This window comes from Acinetobacter sp. GG23 (assembly GCF_057766365.1).
This window is the reverse complement of record NZ_JBYMDJ010000011.1, coordinates 1-14,467: the sequence shown is the minus strand read 5'-3', so window position 1 is coordinate 14,467 and position 14,467 is coordinate 1. Positions and strand designations below refer to the sequence as shown.

At 31.2% G+C, this 14,467-nt stretch carries 15 protein-coding genes and 1 pseudogene; 7 read left to right on the top strand and 9 right to left on the bottom strand.

Translation table 11 applies throughout. The features are described from left to right. Positions 1–84: 84 nt before the first annotated feature. A complete protein-coding gene (locus tag AC3CAU_RS15175) occupies positions 85–1,620 on the bottom strand; it encodes a P-loop ATPase, Sll1717 family (RefSeq protein ID WP_447054508.1) in 1,536 nt (511 codons plus the stop codon). Between the two features lie 165 nt (positions 1,621–1,785). Then, the gene (locus tag AC3CAU_RS15170) at positions 1,786–2,496 is read right to left on the bottom strand and encodes a toll/interleukin-1 receptor domain-containing protein (RefSeq protein WP_447054510.1); all 711 of its coding nucleotides are present in this window, start codon (positions 2,494–2,496) and stop codon (positions 1,786–1,788) included. 224 nt (positions 2,497–2,720) lie between these two features. Between AC3CAU_RS15170 and AC3CAU_RS15165 the strand changes: the two genes are divergently transcribed. From AC3CAU_RS15165 to AC3CAU_RS15155, 3 genes are read left to right on the top strand one after another with little or no spacing between them, the layout of a single operon-like run. After that, the gene (locus tag AC3CAU_RS15165) at positions 2,721–3,137 is read left to right on the top strand and encodes a hypothetical protein (RefSeq protein WP_447054511.1); all 417 of its coding nucleotides are present in this window, start codon (positions 2,721–2,723) and stop codon (positions 3,135–3,137) included. A gap of 2 nt (positions 3,138–3,139) precedes the next feature. Then, on the top strand, positions 3,140–3,388 hold the full coding sequence (locus AC3CAU_RS15160) for a type II toxin-antitoxin system Phd/YefM family antitoxin (RefSeq protein ID WP_053578851.1): 249 nt from the start codon (positions 3,140–3,142) through the stop codon (positions 3,386–3,388). Further along, positions 3,378–3,665, top strand: a complete 288-nt coding sequence (locus AC3CAU_RS15155) for a type II toxin-antitoxin system RelE family toxin (RefSeq protein ID WP_447054513.1) — start codon at positions 3,378–3,380, stop codon at positions 3,663–3,665. Before AC3CAU_RS15160 ends, AC3CAU_RS15155 begins: the two co-directional genes overlap by 11 nt. Before the next feature lie 489 nt (positions 3,666–4,154). Here AC3CAU_RS15155 and AC3CAU_RS15150 read toward each other — a convergent pair whose 3' ends face one another. The 7 genes and pseudogenes from AC3CAU_RS15150 to AC3CAU_RS15120 form a co-directional block, all read right to left on the bottom strand. Next, entirely contained in the window at positions 4,155–4,631 is a 477-nt protein-coding gene (locus AC3CAU_RS15150) for a hypothetical protein (protein WP_447054514.1), read from the bottom strand. Positions 4,632–5,818: 1,187 nt separating this feature from the next. Then, a complete protein-coding gene (locus tag AC3CAU_RS15145; protein WP_447054515.1) occupies positions 5,819–5,992 on the bottom strand; it encodes a hypothetical protein in 174 nt (57 codons plus the stop codon). A 723-nt stretch (positions 5,993–6,715) separates the two neighbouring features. Beyond that, positions 6,716–6,997, bottom strand: coding sequence for a hypothetical protein (locus tag AC3CAU_RS15140; RefSeq protein ID WP_447054516.1), 282 nt, complete (start codon positions 6,995–6,997; stop codon positions 6,716–6,718). Positions 6,998–7,866: 869 nt separating this feature from the next. Further along, positions 7,867–8,136 carry a hypothetical protein gene (locus AC3CAU_RS15135; RefSeq protein WP_447054517.1) on the bottom strand — a complete coding sequence of 90 codons (270 nt, stop codon included), beginning with the start codon at positions 8,134–8,136 and terminating at the stop codon, positions 7,867–7,869. A gap of 541 nt (positions 8,137–8,677) precedes the next feature. Next, a complete protein-coding gene (locus AC3CAU_RS15130; protein WP_447054518.1) occupies positions 8,678–8,989 on the bottom strand; it encodes a hypothetical protein in 312 nt (103 codons plus the stop codon). 985 nt (positions 8,990–9,974) lie between these two features. Next, entirely contained in the window at positions 9,975–10,328 is a 354-nt protein-coding gene (locus AC3CAU_RS15125) for a hypothetical protein (RefSeq protein WP_447054519.1), read from the bottom strand. Between the two features lie 161 nt (positions 10,329–10,489). Then, positions 10,490–10,900, bottom strand: a pseudogene (locus AC3CAU_RS15120) (KGG domain-containing protein); the annotation flags it as partial. Between the two features lie 391 nt (positions 10,901–11,291). On the opposite strand from AC3CAU_RS15120, the gene AC3CAU_RS15115 reads away from it, so the two are divergent. From AC3CAU_RS15115 to AC3CAU_RS15100, 4 genes are all read left to right on the top strand, one after another. Beyond that, positions 11,292–12,114 (top strand): IS5 family transposase gene (locus AC3CAU_RS15115; protein WP_447054061.1). Its coding sequence is split into 2 segments (ribosomal slippage): positions 11,292–11,672 and positions 11,674–12,114, totalling 822 coding nucleotides; the frame shifts between segments, so codons are not numbered across the junction. A 51-nt stretch (positions 12,115–12,165) separates the two neighbouring features. Next, positions 12,166–12,387, top strand: coding sequence for a ParD-like family protein (locus tag AC3CAU_RS15110; RefSeq protein WP_447054520.1), 222 nt, complete (start codon positions 12,166–12,168; stop codon positions 12,385–12,387). Positions 12,388–13,440: 1,053 nt separating this feature from the next. Further along, entirely contained in the window at positions 13,441–13,755 is a 315-nt protein-coding gene (locus tag AC3CAU_RS15105) for a type II toxin-antitoxin system Phd/YefM family antitoxin (RefSeq protein WP_447054523.1), read from the top strand. 2 nt (positions 13,756–13,757) lie between these two features. After that, positions 13,758–14,132 carry a hypothetical protein gene (locus AC3CAU_RS15100; RefSeq protein WP_447054524.1) on the top strand — a complete coding sequence of 125 codons (375 nt, stop codon included), beginning with the start codon at positions 13,758–13,760 and terminating at the stop codon, positions 14,130–14,132. Positions 14,133–14,467: the final 335 nt, after the last annotated feature.

Below are 14,467 nucleotides of genomic sequence, written 5' to 3'. Positions count from 1 at the left end.
GACATTTTTACTTTGGAGAAACCGGACATTTCTATTTTGGGCTTACAATTTGATTTCGTATAAGAGATTTTATGTTAAATAGATTTAGTAACGATAAAAGAGTGGATGGATCGAAAACGTCTTCTTATAGTCTGTTAAGTCTAAATTTTGCATTTCGAAGCTACTGTATATTATTAAAGATTCCTTTTTAAATATTCCGACTAAACCAACAGTAAACCAAACATCGACAATTGCTCTAAAATCATCAGATATACAGTTATCTACAATAGAATCACTTTCAGAAGATTTACTACCTATTTCCAAAATTTCATTTGTATATATATTTAGATCACTTAAACAGAATTTTTTCTCTATTATATTCAATAATATGTCTATATATATTTCAATATTAGGATAAATACTAACCCACTCTTTAATTAAGGCATCTTTTCTAGATTTATAGAATTTTTCTTCAGCCGTTAAAACATGGTCTTCTTCTAAAACTGGTGAACCATCCGCTTCTTTAAAACATATATTAACGAAATCAATAGCATCTCTAGGTCTAAGCATCGTTCTTTTTATTACATACTGATCAGCATCTTCATTCTCAATTTTAAAATTAAAGATATCTTTGAATGTAGCTACTTTCCTTCCTTGATACTGATCTTTGATTAAATAGTGAATTCGCTTATCTAGCATTTCTTTAATATCTTTTTCATTCCATGTTACGGAAAACATAAGAGATTTATCCTTTTCTCCTTGTCTAAGATTTTGAGAATAGACACCTTTAAATATATCTGTGCGGATAGAAATCAATATTTTGACGGTTTTGATATTTAATAATTCTTTGAATGCATCTAGTAAAGCATTAATAAAATCATATCGAATATTGCTGGAACTAAGCCATGATTTATCTAAATCATCAATACTAATCAGTAGTCGATGTTGAGATTCTTTATGGTGTTCTTTCGCTAAAATTGATATCAACTCTTTTTGTTTTTTTAGTAACTCAGTATTAACGTATTTTGCAGTTTCTGTCTGAATTTTAGAGGTGATCTCTGTAGCAGCACCGCCAGATAAGGATGCTAATTGATTTCCGATAGTTCCTTTTAAATCAGACTGCATTCTCTCTGTTATTTCAGAAATAATTTTGTCGTTAAAAAAACTATCAGCATATTTTTCAATATATTCGTTAGCTAACTTAGCAGTACTAGCTGATTTAGTTCCTAGAATTGCTTTAACAGAATCGATAAATGTATGTTCTTTAGGATAAAGAATTTTCACCGTTTCTATTAATAATGAATGTAACCATAGTGACTTATAAAAAATTCTTAAATCAATATTAGATTGAATTAAGCTATTGATAAAAGTGTTATTTTTTATATGTTCAAAAATCATTGATTCTGCTTCAATTTTTGAATGTTTTTTTATCCTATCATCTCTAGATAATTGTTTTAATAAAGCAGTTTTACCAGATCCAGTACGACCAATGATGATTCTTTTGTTGAAGTCTAAATCAGATGAATCAAAAGACACTAAACTTGAGTAAATTGGAGTTTCAATGAAGCATTCATCTAAAAAGGTATCAAACTCTGCATCTAACCCACCGATTTCAGAATTACGAAAGATAAAGTTAGCCATAAAGTAATCATGTAAGTATTTAAATTTATTAGTAGTTATATTAGTACATGACTTAAATAGAGTCGACCACAATTACTAAAATTAAAATAATACGGATTATGCGAAGCATGGATACTTGATCCACGCTTCGCATAAGAGATTTGTGATGCATATATATCTTACAATTTATGGTGTTACTAGCTCCGCTAGTTTAGTCGCAATATTGGCTATAGGTTCTTCTATAGTACTTAGACCACTTCGTGATCCAAGTAAGGGGCTAACATCACGTAATTCTTCAAAAGTAGTATCGTGAACAATTGGAACAAGTAAATCACGAGCTAAAAGGGCTGATAGTTCTTTATCTGCCACCCCTTCTCCTTTAACGCGTTTAAGAAAAGATGGTGTAACTAATACAATACCAACTCTTGATTTTGCTAAACCTTTATCAATTTCGCGAAGTAATGATGAACCAAGTAAAACGTCTTTTTCACTAAACCAAACAGAGACCCCTTTTGATTCGAGTAAATCATGTAATTCTTGAGCAGCTCCTTTTCTATCATCCCAAGCATGACAAAGAAAAACATCTCTCAAGTCTGGTGTGTCTATACGTTTTTCTACATTTTCACGTACTGGAGAAAGAGTTCTAATTTCTTCAGTTGTATATAAGACCGTTGAACTTGATGGAGACCATCGAGCTTTTATTTTCCCCGATGATTGTCCTCCTCTACTACCAGTAACAGTTCTAGAACTGTTTGAGGATGAACTGTAAGACGAGTATGAATTGTGAGAGGAATACGAATTGTAACCTCTGCTGCTATAGCCATTACGACATGCAGGGCAGTTTGCTCTAGCACTTGCTGAATTATGACCTCTAACTGGAGCTGTACATTTAGACATATTTAAATATTCTTTCGCTTAGTAGTTTTATTAAATACTTTTAAACCATAAAACTCCAATAAATACAATAAAATAACCATCTATTTTCTACAGTTTTACTTGATATCTATTTTTCGATTTATATAAAAAACTCATACTTAACAGATATCTTTATGAGTATCTTTAAAGGTGCTTTTAAAGATGCTATTTTGTGTGATATAGTCCTCTAGGAAGCAGAGGATTATATGAGTACAGAATTAAGTAAAATTAGTAATGAAGAAAAAGAAGACATGGCTCGAATAGAAGAGCTACGTTATCTTTTTTCTTTAATGGAGGATGATACTGAAGAAAATATACATCAAAATTTAAGAACAGGTCTTAATGTTCTAAGCAGCATTGAAGAGCTTGCAAATAGCGTGACTCGTGTTATGCATTGTATAACAAGGATCACTTTGGCTATTGCTAAAAGAAAAGATGTTAAAGCCCAATTTCAATTAATATCGCAGTTAATTAATCCTAAAAAATTAGATGAAATAGAACGAACTAAGCAGATCAGTAATAGGCTCAGAAGAGAAGCCACAGTATTCCAGCTAATTAAATATTCAAATCATCTCGTATCAATATTTCCAATACTGCAAACCATGAACTATATAGAGGCTTAATCATGACTCAACTAATCCATGCACGAATGACTGCAAGTATTACAGAACTCAAGAAAAGTCCTATGGATACTGTACTAGCAGGTAAAGGAGAAGCTGTTGCCATTCTTAACCGTAACACTCCTGCTTTTTATTGTATTCCCGCTGAACTCTATGAAACTATGATGGAGACGTTGGAAGACTTAGAACTTAATAAAATTGCAGATGCTCGTGCGAATCAAAAGCGCATCCGAGTAAATATAAATGAGTTATAAATTAGATTTTTTAGAAGAAGCATTACAAGAATGGGATAAGCTTAACCCAAGTATTAAGCAGCCATTAAAAAAGAAACTTATTAAAGTTTTAGAGAATCCACGAATTCCTAAGAATAAGTTATCAGGCCATCCTAATCGCTATAAAATTAAACTTCGTAGTATTGGCTATCGCCTAGTATATGAAGTTATAGATAATGAGATTGTTGTATTAGTCATTGCAGTGGGTAGACGTGAAAATAATGCTGTTTATGACTCAGCAGATTCTAGACACTCTTGAAGCAATTTTAATAATAAAAAACCCCGACATCCTGTCAGGGTTTTTTATTGTGCGATCTCTGGTAGCTGCTGTTCTACCTCACGTTCCTGGTGCTTGAACTTATTATTATTATTTTTTGTTCCGGAACATCCTGTTCCTATATGACTCAATCATAGAAAAATTCCAGTATTCCGTATAGCCGCAAAGGGCCGGAATTGACGTAAGCAAATGCGTACAACATTGCCTAAAAAATATCCCAGTTTTATCCGCAGAAATTGGGGATATTTTTTGCCCTGGCAAGTCCGGGAACATTGAGAAAAGTTTCATTTTGATTAAATTTTGATCAATTTTATTGGCGGAATATATCAAAACTGCTCATAAAAAAGCCGACTTGTTTCCAAGTCGGCTTTTCGGGTTTGCGTCCCCGATTTTTTATAACATAACTTTTTGAAATTTAACACTATTTATTTTGCGTTTCGTATAAGCGCCATTATGTTAAACAGAATAAAATCAGATACTAAAATTATCTTTAAACAGCTTTTTAGAGTCAGTTGAAAGATATCCATTGTTGTAAATTTCTTTAAATATTTTTAAAGCAGTTTCTATGTCTTGATTAACATATCGCGCACTCCACTCATCATCGTAAGGTGCAAAGGTATATATTTTCTCAGGTTGTATTTCATTTTTATTAATTAAACGAAGGTAACCCCCTTCTGGGTATTCCTGATTTTCATAGATACTACAGCCTAATAAATAACCATATCTTTTATCACAAACAAAGCTGTAACTATCTAAATCATGATATACAAGTGCAGAAAACTCTTCATTATATTGTGTATCAGCCTTAATAATATTGATCTCTCCACCCTGAAAAAACACTTTATTAATTAGTGTTGCTAAATCTTTCCAACTTATCGTCTTTATATCAACTCTAGTTTCACTATGAAAGGGATCTCGAGTTACATAGCTGTATACGTATGAAATCATGGATGATGCTATCCAATTTAATGGTGATTTTTAATATTTTCTAAAATTAACATAATACACGTTATATAAATTGAAAAAGCCAGTGCAATACAACTGGCTGTTTAGTGTCACGTATAAATCTAAGACTTGTTTTAATCGTTGCTAAGATGATGTTTCACAGCTTCTAAACCATTGATTTTAGGTTCAGGATTTTAGCTGCCATGACGTTACTTTGGGGTGTACTCTATAGATACAGAAAAATTTGCTATTTATGAAAAGACTAAACATACAAGTTATTTCCATAGAAAATATCTTTTATTGAAAAACTAATCCTAAAGTCATTTTTTATTGATAATATTCAAGATAAAGAGTATTGAGGGAAATAGAAGAATTAGAATCGCTGATAAATCTTGAAAAAGGTAAGCATTACTTTAAAGTCAAATCCACAGATTTAGGAGATGATTAGCGAACTGATCAAGTAAATTATTTTAGTTTTAATGATAGTAAATTTTTAACGATCAAACCCAAAAAATAAACCATCGTAAAAATGGAGTTTAATACTTGAATTTTGTTATAAATTTTTACTTATCTAATGTTGCGAATGGTTCTTATAGTAAGGTATAAAAATAGAATAATAAAAGTAGGAGGGAAATATAATGAATAAAGTAGAAATGCTTGCGACATCATCTTCAGCCCTTGCTCTTATGCTAGTTATTCACCAATTCGGGCAAATGTTTAACTAATACGGATACTCTAAAAAACCATTCCTTGGAATGGTTTTTTATTTGATAAGTAAAGCTATTCTGAGTGGTTAAGAAAAAGTATAAAGGTTATGAGAAAGGCAGCTCTATTATTTTTAAGTTAGGCTTGGTTGGTTGTAATACTTATGAGCGAGTAATAATGATTCTAATTTTAAGATAACATAAGAAAATCAATATACTAATCTAATAAAATTTCTCATAAAATCATTATCTGACCCTGATGTTATTATATTTCAGAATCAAAGGGAGGCTTGTGGCGAAGTTAATTATATAAAAAAGGTAATACTTATACGGGTCTTAAGCATTTTATTTTTATTGATCCAGATATCGTTGCTATAGAGGGTTTTACAGATCAAGAAAACTTCCAGCTTGCATAAAACAATACCTTTAAACATAGATTGAGTCAGTTTATCTATTACTAAAAAGCCCTCTGGTGAGGGCTTAAGTTTAATCCTTAGAGGAGTGAGATTCTTGCTCTAATTCATGTTGGTATTCTAAGGCAGCCTGTTGAGTTTCTGCAGCTGCAGTAGCTTCCGGAGCAATAGCTTCATCGGCTATAGCTGTTGTGGTCACAATGAAGCTAGTGAAAGTAAGTAATAGAATTTTTGTATACTTATTCATTTGAATTCCTCTACATGTTCTAAAACGTAAACTTAGTGTAGAGGATAAAACTACCTGGTAAAGTATTAGCAATGTCTGGGTATGTAAAACGATTAATATTTATAAGTGAAATACAGAAGATTTATGTAAGAACACTTATCTAATGAATATTTTAGTTAATTTTCCTCTAAATTGGTTAAATAAAAATTAAGACAGGTGAATGAAGTTGGGATACACACTAAGATCTTGGACAATTTTTAATCAAATAAAATAGCTCATTAAATAGGTACTTATAAGATATATCGAAAGCTACCCCCATTGATGAACTTTAATTTATTTCCACCTTCTCCAATAATAATTTAAGTGGCTGGGCTAAGAATTACTTAACCTTTTTCAGGCAGTCACGACATACCTTAATATCTTTATTATCTTCGGTATGATCAAACTCAGAAACACCATGGCATCCAACGAAACATAAGATAAATCGGAGCATAAATTTCCCCTTTTTAGTATGTGGATTTACTTACTGTTGATGAAAATAAAAAGCCTACTTAATTGCTGCTAATCAAGGAGGCTTTTCAATTCACATTACATTGTTTTAATTGTTAAGTTCTTGGAATGACTAAAATATATCATTAAAAATTCAAATGAAAAGTATAATAAGTATAAGTAATGTGTATGGAGATGTTTGTCTTAAGTTATTATTTATTAAAGACTTGATTGGAAATTAATCAAATATACATTTTAGTGTCCTGGAATGTTATCAATGCTGAATTCATTGTCATATTTAGCTTTAACAGATTCAGATAAATTATTAAACATTCGTTGATATTTTTCCGCCATATTGCTCGCCTCTTTTATTTGCTTAGTAGCATCAGTGACAATTAGTAATAGCCTTTGATTGTCTTCCCTTAACTTCTCATTCTCTTGTGTAGTAGCCACGAGTAGTGACCTCAACTCTTCCATAGAAAAAACATTCATGATATTGATCCATTCTTTTCTAAAGAATAAATTAATTCTGGACATTAGAATAGCTCCCTCAAAAAACAAAGTATTGTTTTTTTCTTAATAATTAAAAGCCCACTTAATCAAGAAATTAAGTGGGCTAATGTTGCAGTCATTTTCTTCGTCTTACATACGTTTCTTGTATTCGCAGATTTAAAGTAGCACTTAATACTTAACCTAACAATATATAAAATATAGATAAAATGTTTAATCCTGTTAAGTTTAGGTTGTTTTGTTTTCGTGAAATAAATTCTCATTCGGAAAAGTCTAATTTTTGATGAGATCTTTAGATTAATTATCTTAAGAGAAGGCTAAGAACAGGTTTCAGACTCCACAAATAGTATCTGTACACTATCTAACTTTTTGTTTAGAAAATTTATAACCCGAGAAACGGATAAAGAATATAAGCCCTGATAGTACTACACTTAGAATCATGATCCTTTTGCATTTCGCTTAGGACTAATCATGATTTAAATATGAGCTTCAGTATGACGCCTATTTGTTGAATGAGACCTTAAAAAACCTACCAATAGTGAGCTTTTTATTTGATAAATATCAATAGATATTTATCAAATTTTTTAGTTTACAAAATCTTTTAATAACGCTTTTCTAACCACTTTATCAAAGTCAGATTCGGTATGTATATTTCCGTTTTTTATCACTTTTATACAATAACTTGTTACTAGGCTCACCCCAAGCAAATTCAATAATTTCATTGCTTACCTCACTCAAATGCTTAATGATTTTAGAATAAGATTATCATTAGGATTTGTAGCCTTCCAACCCTGTTTTGATTACTTATTGTACTAAATTTAAATCAATTATTTGAGTATGATGTGAAAGTTAAATGAAAAAATTTACTATTTGGTAAGTCTTCTTACTCTAAGAATCTAATGATTTAGTTGTGAGTATACCCACTCAATAAAGTTACTTTTATCATTAAAATCAGGAACAAGTTTTAAGTTAATCATCGGGCTAGAACCAAATTTTCCATAAACCCTATGCGGTGCTTCGAATCTAAATTCCTCAGGACTGCCTTCATGCAAAGTTCTAAAATACTCTATTGTATTGTTAAATTTGCTTTGTCCTATAAACCCGGGTCTTTCTTTTAAAAACTCATAAACTTGTTCTAGTGCCGGTAAATAATTGTTTATAGGCATTTTATTTTCTCCCAGTTATACATTTTGTAACGACTACCTATTTTGAATTAATTAGGAAAAAATTTCTTACATTTTCTTATCTTTTATGTAAACCTATAATATTATAAAAATTTATAGTCCCGTCATAAAAAAATTCCATCTTTCGATGAGCTTATTTACAAAATCTTTACTGAATTACTAAAACCTCGGTCACTATAGCTGAAATACGCTCTTTTCCTAATACGAGGTCCATATATCTATATTGCATTTAATTTATAGAGATGACTTAGATCACGATTGAGTGTATCGAAGTCATGCATGTATTAGGTAAAGATGAGCTTCATCATGTGATTATGATCAGCCTCAGGGTGAAATGATATCGAGTGAAAAGAGTTTTCGGTCTCTAAGCATTTCTTAAGGGTAATATCATCGACTCAAATCATAATTTGCAATGGTGTCAATAAAGTTTTTGGCATCACTAACTTTCATGTGCATAGCAATTAGAGCGTTTAAATAAACTAAAAATTCAGCTCAGAGAGCTATCGGTTTAAACAGAATTAGATTACTTACTATTTTTAGCAATAAGCGTACCTAACATAATGATAAAGGTAAGTACGCCTCCTATAACCAAACTCATTAGACTTATTTCTAGATTTAGAATCTCATGCCAACGATTATGGTTATTCCATGGTATATGAACCCCATATCCTGATAAAAAATTTAAAGCACACAAGATAAGAAAGCTACTTAGTATTGATATTATTAAGGTTGCTACAAGATTTTTCCAAATTTTACGCCCTATGAATAGAGTGATAACAGCTAATCCTACTATTGTAATAGTCGATATTAATAAAATAATATTCCAATATTCCATTAGTATTTCTCATCTATAATTTTAAACTAAAGTTATTAAAATCTTATAGTTAGCTTTTATCTTAGTATTTAATATAGAACAATTCATGGAGTTATGCAATTTAGATTTTTTTGATTTCCTTCATTTAAGTCAGAAAAAATTAGAAATCCTTCTCATTTTAGAGGGGATTCTACCTTCATTTCTAAATTTAACTGTAGAGACTAATAAATGATGTTTAGGCACTCACTTCATAAAGATATGAGATGAAAAAAGCTACACTTTCAAGTGGCTGGAGAAACTAGAAAAAATTTCCAAAAATAAAGTAGAAATTAAAGTAGCATTTTTCAGATTTCATCCTATATGTAATTTCATGCTTTTATAGACCCTAAATATTTTTATCTTAATTGCACTTTAACTTAGTAGGTAGATTAATTTGATATTAATTAATAACTTATAGTTTAATTAATTTTTTAATTAAACTGAATTTTTAATCCTTATTTAAGGATTTAAATAAATAAATAATTTTATTTTAGTAAGATAAGGCTTACATGAAAATAGGAAATTGCCGCTATCTAATACTGTTAATTTTTGTAATTATCATTTAAGTCAATTTGATGAATATAATTAAAAATCAAATAATAATAACAATATAAATAAGAACTTACTTACAAGTAAGCCTTCCAAGGAAAGTTGTAACATTAAGCCTTATAGTTTTGGGAGAGACTATAAGGCTTTTTATTACCTTCTTCAATTCATAAAATTTAGATTAATACTCTTAGACAGAAATCACTGATGAGCAAAAAGGGGCGAATATTTTAGGATCTATCGAGGAATAGCGATATTCCAAAATTTGCATCTTTCCCCCGATCAATCCGAACAGGATTTATCTTTATCGTCCTTCATTTAACATTTATTGCATTGATTCTAGAAGAGTTATTTATTAAAAAGCTAAAGATTTTCTTATAAAAACTCTCAACTTAAAAGGGTTAAGTCCAATAGTCCAAAGCTAAGATTTGATTTCTTCAAATTCGGTTATTTTTAAAAAATCTAAAGTATCAATAGCGACATTCTTTACCTGTTCACTATACTCCGTCAATCCCCCAATCACTTCTCTAAGAGTATCCTCAGCAAATACTTGTCCAAGTTTACCAAGAGCAATAATTGAAGCAATTTTCTCTTCATCACTTCGTCCAATTTTTGTATTTATAATTCTTATAAAAATTTTTGCGCTCTCTCTAGGAGCTAAACTTCTGTAACTAAGTGCTAAAATAGCCGCCACTCTTTTGTTTGGATTGGATTCACCCTGGGCATCAATAATTCTAATTAATCTTCTAATAATATCATTTTCATTATTAGACATAGACTCCCCCTTTTCAACTGTTTCAAAAACTTTAATCATACATCTGGCTATCAATTAAAAATATAACCTTATAACTTCATTCAAGCCAGTAACATACTGACTTGAATGAAATTTACTTAACCTATATCACTATAAAACAACTATCTGGAAGTAAATCGACCTTGTTCATCACGCGATGGGGTGCTACCTGAACCTCGACCACCTGAGCGGCCACCACGATCATCATCGTCATCATCACGGCTGCTGCTGCGACTACGTCCACCTGATCGGCCACCACGATCATTATCGTCGTCATCACGGCTGCTGCCGCGATTATTAGAATTTTTATCGTTTATATGGCTACGTGAGCCCGCTTCTCGTGCTTCTTCTGAAGTAAATTCATGAGCATTTCCACTCCTGTGAGCAGCTCTTCCCGCTTCACGCGCCTCTTCTGAAGTAAATTCGTGAGCATTTCCGCTTTCGTGCGCTGCTTTCCCACCTTGACTTGCTATTTCGCGTTGCCTTTCTGGATCCATACTTGCAAATCCACGCTTAGAAGTATCTGTATCATTTTCATTATTTCGAGTAGTCATATTTATACCGTCCTATCATTATTATGTAAGATAAAATGCATAAGTTATAAATAATGAATTAATGGTGAATTATTAATATATATATTAACTAATGTGATATTTATAACAAATTATTTTTAATAAGCTATTGAATTATATAAGTATTACATATTTATTTATTAACAAAATTAACAATAAATATTTATTTCTTTACTAAAAATTATATTTAAATTTAAACGAAGATAGTTATTTTCAATCTATAGACTAATTATAATTCAAACACTTAGTATTTATTTAATGCGCTAGGTTGTAAATATTGGATGATCTTAAATAAATAATTTTACAATGAAATAAACTGAGACATTAATAATAGACCTCTTGCGAAAGTAAAAACCACCTCAATATAAATTTCATGAGATATCAGAAATTAAATCGTTTTTCAGATTCTGAATTCAAACGCTTGGTTGGCGTACCTCGACATGTTTTTACTGAAATGGTAGAGGTTTTAGAAAAAGCAGAATCACTCAAAAAGAAATCAGGTCGTCCTCATACTTTAGATATAGAGGATCAGTTGTTATTAACTCTCAATTACTTACGGAACTACAGCACTCAACTGGAATTAGCGGCAAATTACCATATCGCTGAAAGTAATGTGAATCGAACCATTAAAAAGGTTGAAGATGCATTGATGAAATCAAGACGTTTTACTCTGCCAAAACGAAGCATTACCACGGCAGACGAACACTTTAACTGGGTAATTATTGATGCGACAGAATGTTCAATAGAACGTCCGAAAAAAAAATCAGAGTAAATTCTACAGTGGTAAAAAGAAGAAATATACGCTAAAAGTACAAGTGATCTATCATCCGAACAGCAAACAAATCATAGGGCTAGATATATCGAATGGCAGTCAGCATGACATTAAATTGGCAAGAAAAACGGTTAAGAAATTCAAACATTGTGAATATGTTATGACTGATCTAGGGTACTACGGATTAGAGCAAGATGGCTTTAAATTATTGATGCCAATAAAGAAAAAGAAGAATTTACCCTTATTTGATGTTGAGAAAAAGTACAATAAAATGATTGGAAAAATACGAGTTGTGATCGAACACATTAATAGTCAATTGAAAACATTTAGAATATTAAGTGAACGCTATCGAAATAGACGGAAAAGATTCGGCTTACGCATTAACTTAATTACTGCACTCGTAAACCGGATAAACTTGCAATAATGACTTTCGCAAGAGATCTATTATTTATATATCATTATATGAGGACAAAACATGACTTCAAAGCCTATTAAAATTGATAAGGATATTATCGATCAAGCTAAAATCTATGGAAAAGCAGATAGTCGAAGCGTAACAAAACAAGTTGAATATTGGGCAAGAATTGGAAAAATTGCACAAGATAACCCTGACTTAACTTATGAAGAGATAACCGAAATTTTACTCGGCATGGCACAAGTAAAATTAAGTATAACTACACCTTATAAATTTGGATAGTCTAATGAAAATTAGTAAAACTCCATTATTTAAATGCTCAGTAAAAAACTCACAAATCAAGATAAAAAAGTCTAGAGGAAGTGATTCAGAAAATATCAATATTGAATTTGCCTCCCTCAACAAAAAGTGAATGCTTTAATTAAGAGTAGTCCAGTTGGTGATTGGCCAGCTAAAACTGCCAGGTCTGGATCAAAATCTCCAAGGAAAGAATTAAGCTTGGAATCTAGAAATCCTGATATTTTAAATAAGAAGGAAAGAGCTGATAATTTTTATAAAAATCAATTCGCGACAGTAATTAGCAAGCGTAACGAATCCACGGTAGATAAGAGTTATGATTATGAACTTGGTTCTTAAAAATATAGCCTAAGTATAATTCTTAGGCTATTTTGTAAGATAATTCAAAATAAATTTAAAAATTCGGTAATAAAGTAACATTTTTCAACAACAGAAATTACGCCAATACCCAGTAGCTCAGCGACATTTATTAACAGATTTTTTAAATCATGCATTAATTAACTATGAATTACAGACAATTGGGATGTAAAATGACCTAGGGTTTTAATTTGAGTAAAGGCTAAAATCTCGATAGATGGGCCAGATAAGTATTTTTCCGTAGCCTCCCCCAACGTAACCTGCACCTCTCATCTTTTTAATGTTTATAAGATCACTTCATCCCTGGCTTCTGGACAGGTTAGTATTACTTTGCCGGTAATTTGATTTTTTTATTGCTTTGGTATAAAAGCCATAACCCACTTTAATTAGCTCATCTTCTTAAACTAATTTTCTCGGAACCCTTCCAATTTGGTCATAATTCGCAATGTCATTAAAACCATCTCGCATAAAAATATAATATTTTGAGCGTTTGATGCTCATTTGCATATTCATGTGTAAATCTGCCACCCATTCTTATTCACACCCTACCAGTCATTCCTATTCCAAGTAGACCATCAAGAATAAATTACATAGCTAGTGCTGATATTATATGCTTGAAACAAGGTTATACTATATGGCAAATATGATACAATATTTACCATATAGTATGAGGTCTTAGATATGAATGGCTTAACTTTTATTAACGGTGCGACTGTTTCTGCGACTGATGTTCGCAAATCTTGGAGCAAAATTGTTCAAGGTGTCAAAGATAGCCATAAACCTGTTTTTGTTTGCACGAACAATACGCCCGAAGCTGTTGTTCTGAGCTTTGAAGAATTTCAAAACATGCAGGAAATCGTTGAAGCTGCTCGAAGTGAACAGCTAGGACAACAAATGGTTTGTGATCTTTTGGATATTGCTCAGTTAACTGGTCAACCGATCAAACATATGCTTTTGAACCCAAAAGGGGTGTTTGAAGAAGCAGAAGGGCAATAAACATGGCTGTTGGTGATATTTATAGAATTTTCGTAAGATTTGGTTCTGATACACTTGAAGGTAAAGAACGTTATACAGTTGAAATTGGTAAAACTAATTTAACTGTTGTGCTTTTAGATTCGATTACAAGCCAGTACAAGGACAAATCAGATTATATTAAGTTGCAATATTATCCGATTCGAGATTGGAGACAAGCGAATTTAAAAAAGTCATCTTACATTGATATTCGTAGCACAATGAGCTTTGATTTTCGTGAAATATTAAGAAGCGGAAAACATATTGGTAAGTTAAGTAACACTGATGTTATAGAGTTGAGTAATTTTATTCAAAATTACAAAAAACGCTTGGAAGCCCATATTAAAGCTAATCCTACATAGTGGCTTATTACAGGAATGACTGGTAGACCACGAATTAGAATGCGTGGCAGACTTATCCAATAATTTGCACTCATTTGCTTTTTCGCTTTAATTGTCATCGCATCTACCTTATACATTAGCTTTCAGAAACCCTTAAACTAGCAAAAATACGACATTATAATAACTGAGAATATAGATAAATCATTCAGTAAACAGCTTTATCTGATTTGATAGTTATGGGTTGGGTTACATAAAATTAAACAGCTGTATTCAGCGGCTTATCCTCCAGAAGTGATTACCTAGCATCCGAATTACACAATAATCATAAGTTATTTAACTTACGTAAATTATCTGTC